Origin of the sequence: Pseudomonas putida (assembly GCA_029953615.1) — a bacterium.
Taxonomy (GTDB): domain Bacteria; phylum Pseudomonadota; class Gammaproteobacteria; order Pseudomonadales; family Pseudomonadaceae; genus Aquipseudomonas.
Window position 1 is genome coordinate 3,251,440 of sequence record CP124529.1, and the last position, 20,682, is coordinate 3,272,121.

At 64.1% G+C, this 20,682-nt stretch carries 15 protein-coding genes and 2 pseudogenes; 8 read left to right on the forward strand and 9 right to left on the reverse strand.

The features are described 5' to 3' along the window. Positions 1–45: 45 nt before the first annotated feature. Entirely contained in the window at positions 46–894 is an 849-nt protein-coding gene (gene nadC / locus QIY50_14905; GenBank protein ID WGV18744.1) for a carboxylating nicotinate-nucleotide diphosphorylase, read from the reverse strand. A gap of 242 nt (positions 895–1,136) precedes the next feature. Here nadC and QIY50_14910 point away from each other — a divergent pair, with 242 nt between their 5' ends. The 3 genes from QIY50_14910 to ampE all read left to right on the forward strand — a co-directional run bounded on the left by QIY50_14910 (position 1,137) and on the right by ampE (position 4,815). After that, entirely contained in the window at positions 1,137–3,284 is a 2,148-nt protein-coding gene (locus QIY50_14910; protein ID WGV18745.1) for a DUF1631 domain-containing protein, read from the forward strand. Positions 3,285–3,415: 131 nt separating this feature from the next. Next, positions 3,416–3,988: a 1,6-anhydro-N-acetylmuramyl-L-alanine amidase AmpD gene (ampD, locus tag QIY50_14915; GenBank protein ID WGV18746.1), complete on the forward strand. Its 573-nt coding sequence runs from the start codon at positions 3,416–3,418 to the stop codon at positions 3,986–3,988. Beyond that, the gene (gene ampE / locus QIY50_14920; protein WGV18747.1) at positions 3,985–4,815 is read left to right on the forward strand and encodes a regulatory signaling modulator protein AmpE; all 831 of its coding nucleotides are present in this window, start codon (positions 3,985–3,987) and stop codon (positions 4,813–4,815) included. The genes ampD and ampE overlap by 4 nt, the downstream gene beginning before the upstream one ends. A 153-nt stretch (positions 4,816–4,968) precedes the next feature. On the opposite strand, the pseudogene QIY50_14925 reads toward ampE, so the two are convergent. Continuing rightward, a pseudogene (locus tag QIY50_14925) lies at positions 4,969–5,746 on the reverse strand (TatD family hydrolase). Between the two features lie 2 nt (positions 5,747–5,748). Further along, entirely contained in the window at positions 5,749–6,744 is a 996-nt protein-coding gene (gene cra / locus QIY50_14930) for a catabolite repressor/activator (GenBank protein ID WGV18748.1), read from the reverse strand. A gap of 284 nt (positions 6,745–7,028) precedes the next feature. Here cra and ptsP point away from each other — a divergent pair, with 284 nt between their 5' ends. The 3 genes and pseudogenes from ptsP (at position 7,029) to QIY50_14945 (ending at position 12,566) form a co-directional block, all read left to right on the forward strand. Then, entirely contained in the window at positions 7,029–9,881 is a 2,853-nt protein-coding gene (ptsP, locus tag QIY50_14935; protein WGV18749.1) for a phosphoenolpyruvate--protein phosphotransferase, read from the forward strand. After that, entirely contained in the window at positions 9,882–10,829 is a 948-nt protein-coding gene (gene pfkB / locus QIY50_14940) for a 1-phosphofructokinase (GenBank protein WGV18750.1), read from the forward strand. It abuts the gene before it with no gap. Further along, positions 10,826–12,566, forward strand: a pseudogene (locus QIY50_14945) (PTS fructose-like transporter subunit IIB). The gene pfkB and the pseudogene QIY50_14945 overlap by 4 nt, the downstream one beginning before the upstream one ends. A gap of 121 nt (positions 12,567–12,687) precedes the next feature. On the opposite strand, the gene QIY50_14950 reads toward QIY50_14945, so the two are convergent. Next, the gene (locus tag QIY50_14950) at positions 12,688–12,909 is read right to left on the reverse strand and encodes a DUF3820 family protein (protein WGV18751.1); all 222 of its coding nucleotides are present in this window, start codon (positions 12,907–12,909) and stop codon (positions 12,688–12,690) included. Positions 12,910–13,112: 203 nt separating this feature from the next. Between QIY50_14950 and QIY50_14955 the strand changes: the two genes are divergently transcribed. Beyond that, positions 13,113–13,589 carry a PA2169 family four-helix-bundle protein gene (locus QIY50_14955; protein WGV18752.1) on the forward strand — a complete coding sequence of 159 codons (477 nt, stop codon included), beginning with the start codon at positions 13,113–13,115 and terminating at the stop codon, positions 13,587–13,589. On the opposite strand, the gene QIY50_14960 is transcribed toward QIY50_14955, so the two are convergent. From QIY50_14960 to QIY50_14970, 3 genes are all read right to left on the reverse strand, one after another. Next, complete coding sequence (locus tag QIY50_14960) at positions 13,586–15,076, reverse strand: sensor domain-containing diguanylate cyclase (protein WGV18753.1); 1,491 nt, start codon at positions 15,074–15,076, stop codon at positions 13,586–13,588. The two genes, QIY50_14955 and QIY50_14960, sit on opposite strands and share 4 nt — an antisense overlap. Before the next feature lie 233 nt (positions 15,077–15,309). Further along, positions 15,310–16,644 carry an OprD family porin gene (locus QIY50_14965; protein WGV18754.1) on the reverse strand — a complete coding sequence of 445 codons (1,335 nt, stop codon included), beginning with the start codon at positions 16,642–16,644 and terminating at the stop codon, positions 15,310–15,312. 205 nt (positions 16,645–16,849) lie between these two features. Next, complete coding sequence (locus tag QIY50_14970) at positions 16,850–17,074, reverse strand: hypothetical protein (GenBank protein WGV18755.1); 225 nt, start codon at positions 17,072–17,074, stop codon at positions 16,850–16,852. Between the two features lie 536 nt (positions 17,075–17,610). Here QIY50_14970 and QIY50_14975 point away from each other — a divergent pair. Beyond that, positions 17,611–18,606 (forward strand): IS110 family transposase, encoded by a 996-nt coding sequence (locus QIY50_14975; protein ID WGV18756.1) that lies wholly within the window; start codon positions 17,611–17,613, stop codon positions 18,604–18,606. A gap of 15 nt (positions 18,607–18,621) precedes the next feature. On the opposite strand, the gene QIY50_14980 is transcribed toward QIY50_14975, so the two are convergent. Further along, positions 18,622–20,025, reverse strand: coding sequence for a heavy metal sensor histidine kinase (locus QIY50_14980; GenBank protein WGV18757.1), 1,404 nt, complete (start codon positions 20,023–20,025; stop codon positions 18,622–18,624). Beyond that, positions 20,000–20,674, reverse strand: coding sequence for a heavy metal response regulator transcription factor (locus QIY50_14985; GenBank protein ID WGV18758.1), 675 nt, complete (start codon positions 20,672–20,674; stop codon positions 20,000–20,002). The genes QIY50_14980 and QIY50_14985 overlap by 26 nt, the downstream gene beginning before the upstream one ends. Between the last annotated feature and the right edge of the window lie 8 nt (positions 20,675–20,682).

Here is a 20,682-nt window from a genome sequence, read left to right on the forward strand (position 1 = left end):
AAAAAAACCGGCTCAATGGCCGGTTTTTTTGTGTCCGCAATCAGCTCACAGGCTCAAGCGCATGGACAGGTCCACCGCCTTCACATCCTTGGTCATGGCACCAATCGAGATGTAGTCAACCCCTGTCTCGGCAATCACCCGCAAAGTCGTCTCGTTGACCCCGCCACTGGCTTCCAGCTTGGCCTTGCCCGCGGTAATGCGCACGGCTTCGCGCATTTCTTCCAGGTTCAGCTCGTCGAGCATGATGATGTCGGCACCAGCGGCCAGCGCCTGGCGCAGTTCATCCAGGCTTTCCACTTCGATTTCCACCGGCTTGCCCGGCGCAATGCGGTGCGCCGCCGCCACGGCCGCGGCAACGCCGCCGCTGGCGGCGATGTGGTTTTCCTTGATCAGGAAAGCGTCGTACAGGCCGATGCGGTGGTTGTCACAACCGCCACAGGTCACTGCATACTTCTGTGCCAGGCGCAGGCCCGGCAGGGTCTTGCGGGTGTCCAGCAGGCGCACCTGGGTGCCCTCCACCAGGTCGGCCAGGAAGCGCGCACGGGTAGCGACCCCCGAGAGCATCTGCAGGAAGTTCAATGCACTGCGCTCACCACTGAGCAGTGAACGCGCTGGGCCCTCCAGATGAAACAGCGGCTGGTTGGCGGTGGCGCGCTCGCCATCGGCCACCTGCCAGTGCACGGCCACGCGAGGGTCGAGTTGGCGGAACACCGCATCGACCCAGGCGGTGCCGGCGATCACGCAGTCTTCGCGGGTGATGATGGTCGCCTTGGCCAGGCGCTCGGCCGGGATCAGCTGCGCAGTGATATCGCCACTGCCGATGTCCTCCAACAACGCGCGGCGCACGTTGGCTTCGATTTCAGCGGTCAGGTCGGCGAGGCGTAGGTTCGGCATGGTCGGCTCCACAAGCTAGATGCCGGCGATTATAGGGCAGGGGGCCGGTGTGTACAGTCGCCTTGGCGATGACCTTTGGTCGGCCTGTGTGAGCAGGCGGGGTAAATCAGGGTCATTAGCCAGCCGGTGAAACGGTGCTGGCAGCTGTGCGGATTTTTACCGATAATGGTGACCGGTATTTGGCGTCATGACTTTGACGATCTTCAGCCCCTTCGGGCGAGACACCCTGCAAGGAGTCCAGGATGCAGAATGAAGGCAAGGTGGTGCCCTTGGCGGCCGCCATCGACCGAGGCGTACGTGCGCCTCTGCCTTGCCTTCCGGTGTTGCTCCTGCAGGTGCGCGACAAGGCCGCCTTGCAGTTGCGCCAGGGCCTGCAGGACTTGTTCGACAACGCTGACGACACCCTCTTCGAAATGGCCGACAAGGCCGTCGATCGCCATGATCAGAACCTGTACTTCGAAGCCATGCGCGACCTGCGCCTGAAGCGCAAGAGCATCGAGCGTGGTTTTCTCGATACCTTCTATGATGCCTTCGCCCGTATCGGTCAGGTTGACCTGTGGGCGCACATGGTCGAGCCGGGCAACCTGGGCAGCAAGGCCCAGGTGGAGCGTACCGCCGCGATCGAAGGCATGGTCGCGCGGGTGCTGTCGCGCGACGGCATTGCCCTGCAGCAACTGAGCCTGCGCTTGCAGGTACTGCTTGACCGCCCCCTGTACGAGCAGCACAACCCGTTGGGGCCGGCTGCGCTGTGTGGCTACTTCCTTGATGCTGGCCGCAACCTGGGGGTCGGCCTGCGGGTCAAACTGGTCCTGCTCAAACTGTTCGAGCGCTATGTGCTGCGCGATGTCGACATGATTTATGGCGAAGCCAACCAGCTGCTGGCCGCCGCCGGTGTGCTGCCCGAGTTGCCGCCGGCACCGCGCCGGCGTGTAGAAGACCGGCGCGTGAGTACACGACGTGGGTCGGCGAACCTGGGACAAGAGGGGGGCGCGGACGCGGCAGGGCAGGCTTTCTTTGCCGCTTTGCAACCACTGCTGGCACCGGTGCGGGGGCAGTTCGCGCCTCGTTTGCAGGCGGTGGCTGCCGCACAGCCAATCAGCACCGCCGACTTGCTGCGCCTGCTTTCGCATTTGCAGCACTACGTGCCCGCTACCCACGAGGCCGACGAATTCGAGCTGGGTCAACAGCTTGAACAACTGCTGCTCAGGGTCAGCGTGCGCAGCGGCACACGCCGGCGCATCGACGTGGCTGACGAAGACATGATCAACCTGGTTGGCCTGCTGTTCGCCTTCATCCAGAACGACGACAACTTGCCGGCCAGCCTGCGCGCGCTGATCGCGCGTCTGCATATTCCACTGCTGAAAGTGGCGCTGCTGGACAAGGGCCTGTTCAGTCGGGCCAGTCACCCGGCCCGGCGGCTGCTCAACGAGATCGCCGGCGCGGCCATCGGCTGGGAGTGCGGCGGCGACGGCATGCGCGACAGCCTGCACCTGCGGGTGGAGCGTATCGTCCAGCGCCTGCTCAATGACTTTGCCGAAGATGCCAGCCTGTTCGCCGAACTGCTCGAAGACTTTCTTGCTTTCAACCAGGACGAGCGGCGGCGCAACGAGCTACTTGAACAGCGCACACGCGACGCCGAAGAGGGGCGCGCCCGGGCCCAGCAGGCCAGGCAGCAGGTGCAGCACGCACTTAACCAGCGTTTGCGCGGCCGGGTACTGCCGCAGGTGGTGGTACAGATGCTGGTGCAGGCCTGGAGCCAGGTGTTGCTGCTGGCTTGGCTCAAGCAGGGCGAGGCCTCCCAGGCCTGGCGGGATGCCTTGCAGACCATGGATACGCTACTGGCCAGCATCACCCCGCCGCATGAGCCGCAAGCCTTGCTGCAGCAGGTGCCGGGCCTGCTCAAGGCACTGCGCGATGGCTTGGCCGGCGTGGCCCTGGATTCAGCAGCGACTCGCGAATTCTTCCTGCAACTGGAGCAGTTGCATCTGCGCGCCTGCGCAGGTAACGAGGTGCAGCCTGGCAAAGCGGGCCAGCCCCTGAGTGACGTGCTGGTGGCTGATGATATCGTGCTGACCATTGCCGAAGAGCCCGCCTGCGCGCCATTGCAGTTTGCCGACGATCAGGCTGCGGCAGTGCGCCAGGTTGAGCGCCTGCGCGTCGGTACCTGGGTCGAGGTGCTGGATGAGGACGAACCGCTGCGCTGCAAACTGGTGGCGCGTATCGACAGCAGCGACCGGCTGGTTTTCGCCAACCGTACCGGTATGAAGGTGCGCGAATGGAACGCCGGTAGCCTGGCCCAGGCGCTGCACCGGGGCGACGTGCGGGTGCTGGATGACGGGCTGCTGTTCGAGCGGGCGCTGGAGGCGGTGCTCGAGGGCCTGCGGCGGTAGGCGCCAAGCTGGCACGATCTCTGAGGGGGCGGGCCCGCCCGCTCCCACAGCATTACAATCATTCACATGCAAACGGCAGTCGCCACAGGGCATACTGATGTTCTGTTCACGGCGTTTTCAGGATCTGCCCCATGCAATTGGACCGTGCCACTGGCTGGTTCCACGGAATCGGAATCACCCACTGCCCCTCGCCGAACTTCAATGCCCGCCCCGAAGGCGAATCGGTTTCCCTGCTGGTGATTCACAACATCAGCCTGCCGCCGGCCTGCTTCGGTACCGGCAAGGTCCAGCAATTCTTCCAGAACCGCCTGGACCCCGACGAACACCCATACTTCGCCAGCATCAACCACCTGACCGTGTCGGCGCACCTGTTCGTCGAGCGTGATGGTGCGGTAACCCAGTTCGTGTCATTGCTCGACCGCGCCTGGCATGCTGGTGTGTCGTGCTTCGACGGGCGTGAAGGCTGTAACGATTTCTCCATCGGTATCGAGCTGGAAGGCACTGACGAGCTGCCTTATACCGATGCCCAGTATGCGGTGCTGGCGCAACTTACCCGGCAAATCCGCTGTGCCTGGCCGACCATCGACCTGGACCGCATTCAGGGCCATAGCGACATTGCCCCGCAGCGCAAGACCGACCCTGGCCCGGCGTTCGACTGGCCGCGCTACCGTCAGGCGCTGCAGCAAAACGAGGACAAGGCATGAGTTTTCTGGTGTTGTTGCTGGCGCTGTGGGTCGAGAAGTTCTCGGCCCTGCGCCATCAGGTGCAGCGCGACGGGTTCTTCCTTGGTGAGCTGGTGCGCCTGGAGCGCAGCGGCAAGGTGCACCCGTGGTGGACGCTGGCGATCCTGGTGTTGGCACCGGTAGCACTGCTGGCGTTGCTGCTGCATGTGCTGGAGCCGGTGGCGTATGGCTTGCTGGCGTTGCCGGTGCACCTGCTGGTGCTGGTTTACAGCCTGGGCCGCGGCGATGCCAAGGCATCGCTGGGGCCGTTCCGCGATGCCTGGCGGCGTGGTGATGACCAAGCCGCACTGCACGTGGCCGAGCGTGACCTGGGGTTGGCGGCCGACGAGCCGAACAGCCTGTTGGTACGGGTGCAGGGCAACCTGCTGTGGCAGGTGTACCAGGGCTTTTTCGCGGTGATCTTCTGGTACTTCGTGCTGGGCCCGGGCGCAGCCCTGGCCTATCGGCTGCTGGCGTTGTGCGGCGAGCACAGCAGGCAACCTGCGTTGAAGGCCCGTGCCGAGCAACTGAGGCACATCATGGACTGGCTGCCGGTACGGGTGCTGGCGTTGAGTTTTGCCCTGGTCGGCAACTTCCTCGCGGTGACCCGGGTAATGCTGCACGAGGTGTTGAACTGGCACATCAGCGCCGGACACCTGGTGGCCCGGGTCGGGCGCATTGCCGATGACATTCCCGAGGAAGAAGACAGCCAGCGCGGGCTGGGCCGGCTGGACAGCCTGTGGGAGCTGCTGCTGCGTTGCGCGGTGCTGTGGTATGCAGGGTTTGCGCTGTGGACGGTGCTGGTCTGAGCTGAAGTCGGGCGCATACCCTGTAGGAGCGGCCTTGTGTCGCGATGGGCTGCGCAGCGGCCCCCGGATTTTCAGCTTCGCCGCATAAATTGCCGGGGCCGCGTTGCGGCCCTTTCGCGACACAAGGCCGCTCCTACAGCGACCGCGCCAGGTCTACCATCTGAACAACTCATAAGCATTGCGGCTGCTGGCTTCAGCCAGCTCCGCGACATCCACCCCCATCACCTGCGCCAGCGCCGCAGGCAATCTCCGGCAAATGCTCCGGGCTGTTCCTCACCCCCGGGTACATCACCGGCGCCATGTCCGGCGCATCGGTCTCCAGCACTACGCTGTCCAGCGGCAACCGCGCCAGGGTCTTGCGCAGCCGCAAGGCCTGCGGCCAGGTAGCCGCACCGCCCAGCCCAAGCCGGAAGCCCAGCCTGATGTACTCACGAGCCTCTTCATAACTGCCGGCAAACGCATGAATCACCCCCGCCCGCGCCGGCTTGTAGCGCTTGAGCGTGGCGATCACCTGGGCATGGCTGCGGCGCACGTGCAGCAAGGCGGGCAGGTCGAAGTCGCAGGCCATCTGCAATTGTGCTTCGAACAGCGCCTGCTGGCGGGCCTTGTCCAGGTCTTCCAGGTAATAGTCCAGGCCAAACTCGCCCACGGCACATAGCCGAGGGTCGCCGTGCAGGCGCGCCAGCCACTCGCGCAACTGCACCAGGTGCTCCGGGCGATGCTGGTCGAGGTAAATCGGGTGCAGGCCGAGCGCAGCGAACAGGCACTGGTCGGCGCAGGCCAGGTCCCATACCCGCTGGAAATTCGCCTGATACACCCCCAGCACCACCATCCGCTCCACCCCGCGCGCCTCCGCGTTGGCCAGCAGGCGCGGGCGGTCGGCTTCGAAGTCGGGGAAGTCCAGGTGGGTGTGGGTGTCGATCAGGCGCATGGTCAGGCCGCTGTAATCCGTTGCTTGAACGTTCGACCGACGGCATGCACGCCAGGTTCGTAGCGTTTATCCTCGATCGCGGCCAGTGCCAGTTCCAGGGCGGTGGCGGCAATCAGGCCATGCTGCTGGGCCATGGCATTCACCGGCAGCGGCAGGAAGTCGAGCAACTGGTTGTCGCCAAAGGTGCCCAGTTGTAGTTGGCGCGAATCGGCAGGGCGCGCCTGCAGGGTGTCGAATACCCCTTGCAGCAGCACGTAGGAGGTGGTCACCAGGGCATCCGGCAAGCCGCCGAGCTCGTCGATCAGCTGCTGCATCAGGCGCTGGCCGCACTCACGGCTGAACGCTTCGCCCTGATAGCGGCGAACTTCGCCGGCATAGCCCTGCAGCGCTTCGTCGAAGCCGCCGGCACGGGCCTGGCTGACCGACAGCTCGGGGCGTGCACCGATCAGCGCGATGCTGCGCGGCGCGGCGTTCAGCAGGCTGGCCGCCAGTTGGCGGCTGGCATCGCGGTCGTCGCTGATCACCGAGCAGAAGTGCGCAGGGTCCAGGCGGCGGTCGATGGCGATCACCGGCAGGCCTTTGTCCTGCAGTTCGCGGTAGCTGTCGTCTTCCGGCGGCAGGCAACTGGCGACGAACAATGCGTCGCAACGGCGGGCGCGGAACAGCTGCTGCAACTGGCGCTCGCTGTCGGGCTGGTCGTCACTGCTGGCGATCAGCAACTGGTAGCCTCGGGCGCGGGCACCTTGTTCCAGTTGCTTGGCGATGCGGGCGTAGCTGGGGTTCTCCAGATCCGGGAGAATGAAGCCCAGGGTGCGGGTATGCCGGCTGCGCAGGCCAGCGGCCTGCGGGTTGGGGGTGAAGCCGTGGGCCTCGACCACCGCGCGTACCCGCTCGACAGTGCTGTTGCTGATGCGCTGCTGTTCGGCCTTGCCATTGATGACGTAGCTGGCAGTGGTCACGGACACACCGGCCAGACGGGCGATATCGCTGAGTTTCACCGAATTTTCCTTGTTATTACCGGGGCTGGCTGTGAAGCCGGACCGGGTAGTTTGACCCGGCACGGGCGCCACGCGCAGACGACCATTGTCGCAATTGTCCGACAGGATGGGGCTTTTTCCTCGGCAGATTATCGAGTAACGTGGCCGCCTGGTCAGATTAATCGTTTCAGCTGCCGAATTTTCTGCCTCGGCTGCCATCCGTGCAAGGCTGTTGAACTGGCCGTTCATGTGAATTTCACAACAATACTCCAGTACCCGACCGGGAACTGCAAAAGGAGAAGGTCATGCTCGAGCTCGCCAAAGAGCAAATAGCCATGGGCCAGAAGGCCGCCGACAAGGCCGAGGCATTGCGCCTGCTGGCCGACCGGCTGCTCGCTGACGGCCTGGTCGCCGACGGATACCTGCAAGGGCTGCAGGCCCGCGAGGCACAAGGCTCAACCTTCCTTGGGCAGGGCATCGCCATCCCCCATGGCACGCCGCAGACCCGTGACCTGGTGTATGCCACCGGCGTACGCCTGTTGCAGTTTCCCGAGGGTGTGGACTGGGGCGATGGCCAGATGGTCTACCTGGCCATCGGCATTGCCGCCCGCTCCGACGAGCACCTGCGCCTGCTGCAACTGCTTACCCGCGCCCTGGGCGAGACCGACCTGGCCGAAGCACTGCGCCGCGCCAGTTCCGCCGAGGCGTTGCTGAAACTGTTGCAGGGCGCGCCACAGGAACTGGCGCTGGATGCCCAACTGGTCGGCCTGAACGTGCCGGCCGAAGACTTCGATGAGCTGGCCTGGCGTGGCGCCCGCCTTTTGCAGCGTGCCGACTGCGTCGACAACGGTTTTGCCGCCCTGCTGCAGCAGGCCGAGCCGCTGCCGCTGGGTGAGGGCCTGTGGTGGCTGCACAGCGAGCGCCAGGTTCGCCAGCCGGGCCTGGCCTTCATCACCCCGCAGCAGCCGCTGCGTTACCGCGACCAGCCGCTCAACGGCCTGTTCTGCCTGGCCAGCCTCGGTGCGGCCCACCAGGCCTTGCTCGAGCGCCTGTGCGAAGTGCTGATCGAAGGCCGCGGGCAGATGCTCTACCAGGCGACCAGCAGCCGTGCGGTACTGGAAGTGCTGGGCGGTGAGGCGCCTGCGGACTGGCCCAGCGCGCGTGTCGTACTGGCCAACCCGCACGGTCTGCATGCCCGCCCGGCAAAGGTATTGGCGCAACTGGCCAAAGGTTTCGAGGGGGAAATCCGTGTACGCCTGGTCGACAGCGCTCAGCCGGCGGTGTCGGTAAAGAGCCTGAGCAAGCTGCTCAGCCTAGGCGCCCGACGTGGCCAGGCGCTGGAACTGGTAGCTGAGCCAGGCATCGCCGCCGATGCCTTGCCGGTGCTGCTGGCCGCCATCGAAGAGGGCCTCGGCGAAGAGGTGGAGCCACTGCCACAGAGCACGGCGGCCGTAGCCGGCGATGTGGTCGAAGTGCTGCAAGCGCCCGAAGCCGGTAGCCGCATCCAGGGTGTGGGTGCTGCGCCGGGTATTGCCAGTGGCCCGGCGCATGTGTGTGTGGAGCGTGAGTTCGACTACCCCCTGCGCGGCGAGTCCTGCACCCACGAGCGGCAGAAGCTGCGTGAAGCCGTGGCGGCCGTGAATGGCGAGCTGCAGGCCTTGGTCCAGCGTAGCGACAAGGCCATTGGCGAAATCTTCGTCACCCATCAGGAAATGCTCGCCGACCCGGCCCTGACCGACGATGTCGAGCAGCGCCTGGGCCAGGGCGAAAGTGCCGCGGCAGCGTGGATGGCGGTGATCGAGGCGGCGGCGCGCCAGCAGGAATCGCTGCACGATGCCTTGCTCGCCGAGCGTGCGGCCGACCTGCGTGACATCGGCCGCCGCGTGCTGGCGCAGTTGTGTGGCGTGCCGGCCCAGGTTGAACCCGAGCAACCCTACGTGCTGGTGATGACCGAAGTGGGCCCGTCCGATGTCGCCCGGCTGGACCCGAGCCGTGTCGCCGGTATCGTCACCGCCCAGGGCGGCGCCACCGCCCACAGTGCCATCGTCGCCCGTGCCCTGGGCATTCCGGCGGTGGTCGGTGCGGGTGCGTCGATACTGCTGTTGGACAGTGGCACGCCGTTGCTGCTCGATGGCCAGCGTGGCGTGGTCAGCGTGGCGCCGCCGGCGGATGAATTGCAACGGGCCCTGGCCGAGCGCGACCTGCGCGAGCAACGCTTGCAGGCCGCCTGGGCCAACCGCTTCGAGCCGGCGGTCACCCGCGATGGCCACGCGGTCGAGGTGTTCGCCAACATTGGCGAGAGCAATGGCATCGCCAAGGTAGTGGAGCAGGGCGCCGAAGGCGTGGGCCTGCTGCGCACCGAGCTGATTTTCATGGCTCACCCCCAGGCGCCGGACGTGGCGACCCAGGAAGCCGAGTACCGCCGCGTGCTCGATGGCCTCGACGGGCGCCCGCTGGTGGTGCGCACCCTTGATGTCGGTGGTGACAAACCGCTGCCGTACTGGCCGATCGCTGCCGAGGAAAATCCGTTCCTCGGCGTGCGCGGCGTGCGCCTTACCCTGCAGCGTCCGCAGGTGATGGAAGACCAGTTGCGGGCCTTGCTGCGCGCTGCCGACCAGCGCCCGCTGCGCATCATGTTCCCGATGGTCGGGCAGGTGCACGAATGGCGCGAGGCGCGCGCCATGGTCGAGCGCCTGCGTGCCGAGATCCCGGTAGCCGACCTGCAACTGGGCATCATGGTCGAAGTGCCCTCGGCAGCGCTGCTGGCACCCCAACTGGCGCGCGAAGTGGACTTTTTCAGCATCGGCACCAACGACCTGACCCAGTACACCCTGGCCATCGACCGTGGCCACCCCAGCCTCTCGGCCCAGGCCGACGGCCTGCACCCGGCGGTGCTCAGCCTGATCGACATGACCGTGCGCGCAGCGCATGCCCATGGCAAGTGGGTGGGTGTGTGCGGCGAGCTTGCGGCCGACCCGCAGGCAGTGGCCGTGCTGCTGGGCCTGGATGTGGACGAGCTCAGCGTTGCCGCGCGCAGCATTGCCGAAGTCAAGGCCCTGGTTCGCCAGGCCGATTACCAGACGGCCCGCGCCCTGGCGCGCGAGGCTCTGCAACAGGACAGCGCCGCAGCGGTTCGCGCGCTGGTGGAGCGTTACTGAATGGCCAAGATCCTCACCCTCACCCTGAACCCGGCGCTGGACATCACCATCGGCCTGCATACCCTGCGCCCCGGGCAGGTCAACCGTAGCCAGGAGCAGCACAGCCACGCCGCGGGCAAGGGGCTGAACGTCGCCCAGGTGCTGGCTGACCTGGGGCACAGCGTCACGGTTGGCGGCTTCCTGGGGCGCGATAACCTGCAACCCTTCGAGGCGCTGATCGACTGGCGCGGTTTCGTCGACTGCTTTGTCCGCGTACCGGGGGAAACCCGCAGCAACATCAAGCTGGTCGAGGCCGATGGCCGTGTCACCGACATCAACGGCCAAGGTCCGGAAGTCGACGAAGCGGCACGCAGTGCATTGCTGCGCCGCCTGGCACAGATTGCCCCGGGTCACGATGCGGTGGTGGTGGCTGGTAGCCTGCCGCGCGGGATCAGTGCCGACTGGTTCCGCCAGTTGCTCGAACAGCTCAAGTCGCTAGGCCTCAAGGTGGCCCTGGACAGCAGCGGCGAAGCCCTGCGTGTCGGCCTGCAGAGCTCGCCCTGGCTGGTCAAGCCCAATACCGAAGAGCTGGGCGAGGTGCTTGGCCTGGCTGTGGATAACCCGGCGCAGCAGCGCGCCGCTGCCGAGCGCCTGCTGGCCAGTGGCGTAGAACACGTGGTGGTGTCGGCGGGCGAACAGGGCGTCAGCTGGTTTACCCAAAACCGTGCCTTACATGCTTGCCCACCCAAGGTACAGGTTGCCAGCACGGTAGGCGCAGGTGATTCGCTGGTGGCCGGCATGGTCCACGGTTTGCTGTTGGGCGAGGCCCCGGCGCGGACCTTGACCCGCGCCACCGCGATCGCTGCACAGGCTGTTACCCAGGTTGGTTTCGGCATTCGTGACCGCGAGCAACTGGCGCGTCTGGAAGCCGGTGTGCAACTGACAGAACAACAAGAGGGTTGCCGATGAACATTGCCATTGTCACTGCCTGCCCCAACGGCCAGGTGTCGAGCGTGCTGAGCGCGCGCTTGCTGTCCGCCGCAGCCCAGCGGCGGGGCTGGAGTACCAGCGTCGAAGTGCAGGTCGCCGGCCACCCCGAGCGGCAACTGAGCGCCACGCAGATCGCCGAGGCCGACTGGGTGCTGGTGGTCAGCACCGGCCCGGTGGATCTGGGGCGTTTCGTCGGCAAGCGCGTGGTACCAGAGCACGCCATCCCAGGCTTTGGCCGACCGCGAAGGATTCCTTGATGAAGCGGCTTCCAACGCCCGGCTGCTGGCCACAGTGCCAGGCAGCCCGGCCGAGGCTGGCGGCGCTGGCGCCCGCATCGTTGCTGTCACGGCTTGCCCGACGGGCGTTGCGCATACCTTCATGGCCGCGGAAGCCTTGCAGCAGGCAGCGCAGCAACTGGGCTACCAGCTCACCGTCGAAACCCAGGGATCGGTCGGTGCGCGCAATCCCTTGTCTGCCGAAGCCATCGCCGCAGCCGATGTAGTGCTACTGGCCGCCGACATCGAAGTGCCCACTGCGCGTTTCGCCGGCAAGCGCATCTACCGTTGTGGCACGGGTATCGCACTCAAGCAGGCTCGTGCCACCCTCGACAAGGCCCTGGCCGAAGGCAGGGTGGAAAACAACGGCGATGCCGCAGCGGCAACCACGCCGGCAAAGGGCGAGAAGGCCGGGGTATACAAGCACCTGCTCACCGGCGTGTCGTTCATGCTTCCGATGGTGGTGGCTGGCGGCCTGCTGATTGCCCTGTCGTTCGTGTTCGGTATCGAGGCCTATAAAGAGGCGGGCACGTTGCCGGCCGCGTTGATGCAGATCGGCGGCGAAGCTGCGTTCAAGTTGATGGTGCCGCTGCTGGCGGGCTATATCGCCTGGTCCATCGCTGACCGACCGGGGCTGGCGCCCGGCATGATCGGTGGTTTGCTGGCCAGCACCCTGGGTGCCGGTTTCATCGGTGGTATCGTCGCCGGCTTCCTCGCCGGTTACAGCGCCAAGGCCATTGCCCGCTGGGCGCGCCTGCCCAGCAGCCTGGAGGCACTCAAGCCGATCTTGATCATCCCACTGCTGGCCAGCCTGTTCACCGGCCTGGTGATGATTTACGTGGTCGGCCAGCCGGTGGCGGCGATGCTGGAAGGCCTCACCCACTTTCTCGACAGCATGGGCACCACCAACGCCATCCTGCTGGGCCTGTTGCTGGGCGGCATGATGTGTGTCGACCTGGGTGGGCCGATCAACAAGGCTGCCTATGCCTTCTCGGTGGGGCTGTTGGCTTCGTCGAGCTATGCGCCGATGGCGGCGACCATGGCAGCCGGCATGGTGCCGCCGATCGGCCTGGGTATCGCCAGCATTCTGGCCCGACGCAAGTTTGCCCAGAGCGAGCGTGAAGCGGGCAAGGCGGCCCTGGCGCTGGGGCTGTGCTTCATCTCCGAAGGGGCAATCCCGTTTGCCGCCAAGGATCCGCTGCGGGTAATCCCGGCCAGCGTGGCCGGTGGGGCATTGACCGGGGCTTTGTCGATGTATTTCGGCTGCAAGCTGATGGCGCCGCATGGCGGGCTGTTCGTGTTGCTGATCCCCAATGCGATCAACCATGCGCTGCTGTACCTGTTGGCGATCGTGGCGGGCAGCTTGCTGACGGCGGTGGTGTATGCGGTGATCAAGAAGAGCGAGCGGGTGGAGTTGGCGGTGGCGCCGGTGAAGGGCTAGCGACTTCTGTAGGCATTACTGGCCTCTTCGCGGGCACGCCCGCTCCCACAGGGGCACTGCAAACCTCAGGATCATGCAGTACCTGTGGGAGCGGGCATGCCCGCGAAGAGGCCGGAACAGGTCACCGCCGATGCTTCTGCCGCAACGGCACCAACAGATCGCCCAGCCCGTTGTGGTCGACCTCGTGCATCAGCGCCAGCAAGCCGCCCAATTCCCCCGCGGGGAAACCTTTGCGCGCAAACCAGGCCAGGTAATCCCCCGGCAGGTCGGCAATGATTCGTCCCTGATACTTGCCAAACGGCATGGTGCGGGTCACCAGCAGTTCGAGGGTTTCCGGCTTCATCATCGGCGCACCTGGCTGCGGAAAAGCGCCGACCATACTGCAATCTGCACGAAGGCCCAAGCGGCAATCATGCAGAACGCCGGGTTCCAGCGCCAACCTGATAACGGTATCTAGCTGATTCCAAAGAATTTTATTGATTGGCGCCGGTTGGCACGAACGCTGCTCTCTTACAGGTGACTATCACCTGCCAAGGAGTTTGTGCCATGAGCAATCCCAACAAAGACGTGATCGATGTGCTCAACGACCTGATCGAGTACAGCAAGGATGGCGAGAAAGGCTTCAAGGCCTCGGCCGATGATGTGAAGAACCCCGAACTGAAAGCGTTCTTCGTGCAACGTGCCGGTGAGTGTGCCAATGCTGCCGGTGAATTGCAGAGCGAGGTGCGCCGCCTGGGTGGCGACCCGGAAACTTCCACCAGCATCAGCGGTGACCTGCATCGGGGTTGGGTCAACCTCAAGGCGATGGTAACCGGCAAGGATGAGGAAGCGGTGCTGAACGAGGTGGAGCGAGGCGAGGACCATGCCCTCAAGGCCTACAAGGAAGCCCGTGAGAAACTGGTGAAGCTGGGCCGCACTGCCAGCGACCAGACCTACAGCCTGGTGGAAAAACAGCTGCAAGGCGTGCAGCGCAACCATGACCAGGTAAGGGCCCTGCGCAACGCCGCCCGCGCTCACAGCTAGTCGGCAGGCCCCTCTACCCGGTTGCGGCCTTTGGCCTTGGCCCGGTAGAGCGCTTCATCTGCAGCACCCAGCACCCTCGCCAGGTCGTGCTGGGTGCCCGACAGGCCGATGCCGATGCTCACCGTGACCGAATGGGCATCGTCGGCGAACGGGGCCAGCGCCTCGACGCTGGCGCGGATGCGCTCGGCCAGCAGCTGCGCACCGGCCAGGTCGGTTTCCGGCAGCACTACCTGAAATTCCTCACCCCCATAGCGTGCCGCCAGATCCGCGGGGCGACGGATGCATGCCTCGATGGCCTTGGCCACTTCGCGCAAGGCATGGTCGCCACCGGCGTGACCATGGCGCTGGTTGAACGCCTTGAAATGGTCCACATCCACCATCAGCACCGCCAGCGGCTTGCGGTTGCGCTGGGAGCGGGCCCATTCCTGGCGCAGTACCTGGTCCAGGTGGCGGCGGTTGGCCAGGCCGGTCAGGCTGTCGGTAGCGGCCAGGCTCGCCAGGCACTGTTCAGCCTCGTGGCGGCGGCGCAACTCGCGCCCCAGCAACAGCGTCAGCCAGAGTATTCCTGCGCACAGTACGCCGGTGGCGACGCTTACGACGGTCGCCGTGCGGCGCCAGGACTGGAACACCTCGTCGGCGGAGTGAGCCACCAGCACGATCAGTGGCAGCTGGGGGACGCGGGCAAAGGTATACATGCGCAGCTTGGCACTGCTGCCAGAGCGGGCGGTGAAACTACCGCTCTGGTCGTTGAGTATGCGCTTGAAATTGGCGCGATTGGCGTAGTTGGTTCCTATGAGCGGATCCTGTGGCCGTGATGGCTGGCGGGTAAGCAGCTGACCGTCGGTATTGAACAGGCTGATGCTGCTGTCATCACCGATATCCAGGCGCCGGAACAGGTCGCTGAAGTAAGACAGGCGCAGCGCACCGGCGGCCAGACCATTGAACTCGCCATTGGGCCCGGAGATGCGCCTGCTGAAACTGATGCACCAGTCCAGGTCGCCGAGCCTGGCCTTGAACGGCGGGCCGACCAGTAAACCGAGGTTGGCATTGTGCACGTGCGCCTGGAATACCCCGGTATCGGCGAGGTTGGCTTTGCGTGGCACGCTGCTAGTGGAATCGCCCACGACGTTGCCGTGCTTGTCCAGCCACAGCACGTCACCGCGTTTGCGGTCGACGAAGGCTTCATTGAATAGCAAGCGTTGGCGCACCGGGCCGGGAATTTCCGGCAGTTCCTTGCGCCCGACCGCCCAGATCAGGCTCTGCAGCGACTGGTCGTAGAGTTCGACGTTGCGCAGGATGTCGCTTTCGATCAACTGGACGATATTGTTGGACGAGCGGAGCGCCGCGAGCTCGACGTTATCGCGCTCGTGCGCCAGCAGGTAGCTGACGATGGCCACGATGGCGAGCACGGCAAGGCAACTGCCCAGGTTGAGGATCAGCTCGGGGTGCGACCTGTAGAGTGCGAAACGCGGTGATCGGGGGGTCATGCTCGCTACTGCGTGGGCAGGGCCGTTCGCGGCGGCGACATTCTAGGGAAGCGGGGATTGTCGAACAAGATTTGTCCGACGGAATCGCGGTATACCTCATTCTGGACTGACCGCGAACCTTGTGGGAGCGGGCATGCCCGCGAAGCAAGCGCCGCGGTGCATGGCACCGGCTTCGCCGGTGTTCGCGGGCACGCCCGCTCCCACAGGTTGGATCTCTAGCTTGCGGTCCGGGATCAGAACACGTTCAACGGGTAATCCACGATCACGCGCAGTTCATCGTTGTCGCTGTTGCTGTCGATCGACGCGTAACCCTGGCTGCCACGGTGGGTGGCATAGCGCACCAGCACCGACAGGTCCTTCAGGTCGCCCTCCTGGAACACGTACTTCACGTCCAGGTCGCGTTCCCAGTGCATGGCGTTCTTGCCATCGGCACGGTAGTAGTCGTAGTGGGTGGTGTCCTGGCTGGCCTTGGTCAGGTCGGCTTCACCGCGCGAGTACGACAGCGCCGTGGTCAGGCCAGGGATGCCCACACCGGCAAAGTCATAGTTGTACTGCAGCTTCCAAGAACGCTCGTTCGGCGCATTGAAGTCCGAGTACATGCGCGAGTTGTCCAGGTAGATGCTGTCGCCCAGGTTGATGTAGTCGAACGGCGTGTTGCCATTGACCCGCTGGTAGGCGGCGGTGACGCTGTGGTACCCGGCGTTGACGGTGAAGTGCACGCTGTAGGTGTTGTTGTCGATCTTGCCCAGCAGTGCCTGGCCGGTGTCCTGGGTGTGATAGAAGTGCACGCCAGGGTTCAGGCTGACCAGGTCGTTGACCACGTAGGTGTAGTCGAAGTCGGCGTAATACTGGTTCCAGATGTCCTTCAGCTCGGCCGCATACAGGTTGGCGGTTATGTTCGGAGTCCCGCTCCATGACGCGCCGGCCCAGTTCAGGTGCTTGCTCTTGTCATGCTCGTCCAGCGAGCCGTAGTAAGTGTCGATGCGACGGTGGCCGCTCTGGTTGTACGGCTTGGTGAAGCTCACCTGGCCGCCTTCGAGCAGCAGGCCCTCGATGCTGGTATTGGTCAGGCTCACGCCACGGAAGGTCTGCGGCAGCATGCGGGATTCGCCGCCGGCGATCACCGGGTTGGTCAGGAACAGGTCACCGGCTTTCAGCTCGGTGTCGAACGCCTTGAGCTTGACTGCGGCACCTGCAGTGGAGAACGCGTGCGGGGCAGCGCCCAGCTCACCGTCGTCCTTGATGTGCTCGGGCAGGATGCTGGTGCCGGCATGGCCGCCACCGCCGTCGAGTTTCAGGCCCAGCATGGCGTGGGCGTCCAGGCCAAAGCCGACCACGCCCGGGGTGTAGCCCGATTCGAAGCGTGCAACCGCGCCCTGGCCCCACTCGCGGGTGTCGCGCACGCCAGCGTTGTGGTTGTCGCGGTTGAAGTAGGCATTACGCAAATGCAGGTTGAAGGACGAGCCTTCGATGAAGCCATCAGCCTTGTCTTCATCTGCCTGGGCGGCGAAAGGGATCGTTGCAGTCAACGCAAGGAACAGCGGGGTAAAACGAAACGCGGAAGGCACCGGTACTAGCTCCTCTGGTGTGGCGGTGGGGCAGTTGTTATTTTCGAATGTGCATCTTTTTTATAGGGAGACGTTACAGCTGGGCTGATAGTTAAAGCACATAAAAAAAGCCGCTGATCGGCAGCGGCTTTAAAAGGCTAACATATCGGCACCTGTGGTGCCCATGGCGTAGCCAAGGGAAAACGGGAGCAGCGACAGTGTTTGATCAGCTGTCGGCATTGGCATCGACAGAAACCTTGGAGGCTGTCTGGTTTGCATCTTTTGCGGTGTCGGCCTGGTGTGCGGCTACGGCTTCGCGGGCCTCCTGGTGGACCGCGGCGAACTCGGCATTACGGGTGACGAAAGCATTGGATTCTTCGGCCATGGCCAGGGGCGACAACAACAGGGAAGACAGGACGAAGACGCTGGCAATACCCATACTGTTGGACATTTGAAACTACCTTCTTGCGGTGCAAGTGCTAATGAGGACAGGGGTAAAGTTAGTCCTTTCAATGCACTTGAAACAGAGCGAAGTGCGATAAGCACTGTTGCGTAAAAGGTAATTATCGCTGGAAAAGCAATTGGACTTTCGCCGCAAACCCTTGTGCTAGACACGGTCCCTGTAGGAGCGGCCTTGTGTCGCGATGGGCTGCGCAGCAGCCCCGGCTATTGATGCTATTTCACAGAATTTAGGGCCGCTGCGCGCCCCATCGCGACACAAGGCCGCTCCTTGTATGTTGTGTCTGGCCTAGCGGGAGAGGTTATTCTCGTCGGGCTGAAGAAGCACTTCCGGGGAGGCCGATCGCTCCTGAAGGCAGGTATTGCCCCTGACCTTGTATGTAGAGAGGCCCCCGCCTCATTGCCCACTGCGAAGAGTATCGAGAAGCCGACAAGTCGGACTTCGCATTACAAGGTTGCAGCAGCATGAAGTTCGAGGTCGGGGAACCGGAGGCCATTGTTACCTAACTCGCTTGGGAGAGGGAAGGAATGAGTGTCTGGGTTGGCGTCGATATCGGCTCACGTACTTCGGTCGTTGGGGTGCGTAAAGATGGGCGTCCGGCCGGACAGTGGGATATCGCTCAAACCCCTGCAGGCCGTAAGGCTGCGGTGAAAAAGCTGCTGGCACTCAAACCCAAGTCGATCGTGATGGAGGCGACCGGAATCTATTACCTGGACTTGGCCCTTGAGCTACATGCGGCTGACCTCCCTGTATCCGTGATCAACCCCAAGAGCTTCCACAATTTCGCCAAACTGATGCTGGTGAACAGCAAGACCGATGCAATAGATGCTCAACTGCTGTCCGAGTACGGCGAGCGTATGACACCGCGCTTGTGGACACCTCCAAGCCTTGTGCAGCTTGAACTGAGGGCTCTGGGGCGACACATCAATCGTTTGGTGGGGCATCGTACAAGGGCGAAGAACGAACTGCATGCATTGCAGGCGACCGCTACAACCGTGTCGATGCTGATCGAGGATCAGGAGGAAGCGATTGCTTCACTGGATAATCGAATTGAGCGCTTTCGTAAGGCGGGCCGCGAGCTGGTCGCCCAGTGTCCGACGCTTACTCGGCAGTACAAGCAGCTGCTCGCAGGGCCTGGGATGGGAGAAGTCTCTGCACTTGCGGCATTGGCTGAACTGACCATCCTTCCTCAAATGCTCAAGTCCTCGCAGGTAGCTCGCCACGCGGGTCTCGATGTTCGACAGACCCAATCGGGAACGAGCATTGATAAGCCCGGCAGACTCGGCAAAAGTGGGAATGCTTATCTACGGGCAGCCATGTACATGCCTGCCTTGACCGCAGTGCGCTGCGACCCTTATGCGAAGGCTTTTTACGAGTCGTTGGTCAACAGGGGCAAGAAGAAAATGCAGGCTATCGCTGCTGTCATGCGCAAGTACCTGACAGGCATCTGGGCATGTATGCGCGGGGATGAGCCATTTGATACGGCCAAGCTTTTCAGCTCTGAACACCTCAGAAAAGCTTGACCGCCAACAGAGTATCTACAAGGACCGCGTAGCCCTCAGGATCGGCAACTGGATGCCGAAAGTATTGAGCCCCGCTCCACTACGCACAAACACCTCCCCACCATGCATCAGCGCAATCGCCTTGACGATCGCCAACCCCAACCCATGGTTACCGCCCCCACTGTTGCTGCGTGCCGCATCCACCCGGTAGAAGCGTTCGAACAGCAACGGCAGGTGCGCATCGTCGATCGCCGGCCCCGGGTTGCTCACGGCGATACTGACCTGCTCCGGCCCGGCAGCGATCTGCACCTCGATCACCTGGTGCGGTGCAGTGTGCTGCACGGCGTTGTTCAGCAGGTTGATCAGCGCCCGGCGCAGTTGCGCCTTTTCGATGGGCGCCTGGGCATCGCCGTGCACGCTTACGCTGACCTGCGCGTCTTCCAGGATATAGTCCAGGTAGTCGAGGGTGGTTGCTACTTCCTCGGCCAGCGAAGCCTGGGTCAGGGCGGTGGCTTTGCTGCCTTGGTCGGCGCTGGCCAGGAACAGCATGTCGTTGATGATACTGCGCAGGCGCTCCAGTTCCTCAAGGTTCGATTGCAGCACTTCGAAGTAGTGCTCGGCGCTGCGCCCGCGGGTCAGTGCCACCTGGGTCTGGCCGATCAGGTTGGTCAGTGGCGAGCGCAATTCGTGGGCGACGTCGGCGTTGAAGGCTTCGAGCCGTGTATAGGCCTGGCTGACCCGGTCCAGTGCGGCATTGAAGGCGCCAGCGAATTGGGCCAGCTCCGGTGCCAGGTCCTCAGTTTGCAGGCGCCCGTCCAGGCGTGGCGGGGCCAGCGCCTGGGCCTCGTTGGACAACGCCAGCAACGGGCGCAGGCCGATGCGTGCCACCCAGTAACCTAGCAGCGAGGCCAGCAGCACGCCGAGCACCGCCAGCCCGACAATCGCCACCAGCAGGCTGTGCTGGGCCTGCCAGAAGGTTTCGGTGTCGATGCCGATCAGAAAGCGCAGCGGCGGTCGCTCGCCCAGTGCCGGCAGCTCGCTGACCAGCACCTTGTAAGGGTAGAGGCGGTCGGGCAGGCGCAGGTCACGCATGCCCTGCGGGCCTTCGGCGAAGGCGCGGACCAGCTCGCTGGGGTGGCCGTATTCGTAGGCCGGGTCGCTGCTGACTACCCAGAAGCGGATGCGCTTGTCCTCCTCGCTGAGCAGGTTGAGCTTGTTGTTGATCTTGACCCAGTGCTCCGGGGTGCCGAAGCGGTTGAGGGTAGATTCGAGCACGCTGAAACGTGCATCCAGCTCGGCCTGCGGCAGCAAGTCGAGGCTGCGGTCGACCTGGCGGTACAGTGCCGAGCCGATCAGCAGGAACACGCCCAGCGCCACCAGGATGAACAGTACCGACAGGCGCAGTGCGATGGAATTACCCCGCACGGTTTTCCAGGACATAGCCCATGCCTCGGATGGTGTGCAGCAACTTGTTGTCGAATGGCCCATCGAGCTTGGCGCGCAGGCGCTTGATCGCCACTTCGACGACATTGGCATCGCTGTCGAAATTGATGTCCCAGACCAGCTCGGCAATCGCCGTTTTCGACAGGATTTCGCCCTGCCGTCGGGCCAGCACGCTGAGCAGCGAGAATTCTTTGGCCGTCAGCTCCAGGCGCTGGCCCGCGCGCGTTACCTTGCGCGCCATCAGGTCGATGTTCAGGTCCCCCACCTGCACCTGCAGCGGTTCATGGTTGCTGCTACGGCGGGTCAGGGCGTGCAGGCGGGCGACCAGTTCGAGGAAGGAGAACGGCTTGCCCAGGTAGTCATCGGCACCCTCGCGCAGGCCATGGATACGGTCTTCGACCCGTTCGCGGGCGGTCAGCATGATCACTGGCGTCTGCTTGCGCGTGCGCAGGGCGCGCAGCACGCCATAACCGTCCAGGCCCGGCAGCATCACATCCAGCACGATCACCGCGTAATCACCTTCCAGGGCCAGGTGCAGGCCATCGATGCCGTCCCGCGCCAGGTCGACGGTAAAGCCCTGCTCGCTGAGGCCGCGGTGCAGGTAGTCGGCGGTTTTTTCTTCGTCTTCGATGATCAGCACACGCATGGTCTTGT

Excerpts from the sequence above, each read along its gene's own strand:
- nadC (WGV18744.1), bottom strand. The coding sequence starts at position 894 with ATGCCGAACCTACGCCTCGCCGACCTGACCGCTGAAATCGAAGCCAAC.
- QIY50_14910 (WGV18745.1), top strand. The coding sequence starts at position 1,137 with ATGCAGAATGAAGGCAAGGTGGTGCCCTTGGCGGCCGCCATCGACCGA.
- ampD (WGV18746.1), top strand. The coding sequence starts at position 3,416 with ATGCAATTGGACCGTGCCACTGGCTGGTTCCACGGAATCGGAATCACC.
- ampE (WGV18747.1), top strand. The coding sequence starts at position 3,985 with ATGAGTTTTCTGGTGTTGTTGCTGGCGCTGTGGGTCGAGAAGTTCTCG.
- ptsP (WGV18749.1), top strand. The coding sequence starts at position 7,029 with ATGCTCGAGCTCGCCAAAGAGCAAATAGCCATGGGCCAGAAGGCCGCC.
- pfkB (WGV18750.1), top strand. The coding sequence starts at position 9,882 with ATGGCCAAGATCCTCACCCTCACCCTGAACCCGGCGCTGGACATCACC.
- QIY50_14950 (WGV18751.1), bottom strand. The coding sequence starts at position 12,909 with ATGAAGCCGGAAACCCTCGAACTGCTGGTGACCCGCACCATGCCGTTT.
- QIY50_14955 (WGV18752.1), top strand. The coding sequence starts at position 13,113 with ATGAGCAATCCCAACAAAGACGTGATCGATGTGCTCAACGACCTGATC.
- QIY50_14960 (WGV18753.1), bottom strand. The coding sequence starts at position 15,076 with ATGACCCCCCGATCACCGCGTTTCGCACTCTACAGGTCGCACCCCGAG.
- QIY50_14970 (WGV18755.1), bottom strand. The coding sequence starts at position 17,074 with ATGTCCAACAGTATGGGTATTGCCAGCGTCTTCGTCCTGTCTTCCCTG.
- QIY50_14975 (WGV18756.1), top strand. The coding sequence starts at position 17,611 with ATGAGTGTCTGGGTTGGCGTCGATATCGGCTCACGTACTTCGGTCGTT.
- QIY50_14980 (WGV18757.1), bottom strand. The coding sequence starts at position 20,025 with ATGTCCTGGAAAACCGTGCGGGGTAATTCCATCGCACTGCGCCTGTCG.
- QIY50_14985 (WGV18758.1), bottom strand. The coding sequence starts at position 20,674 with ATGCGTGTGCTGATCATCGAAGACGAAGAAAAAACCGCCGACTACCTG.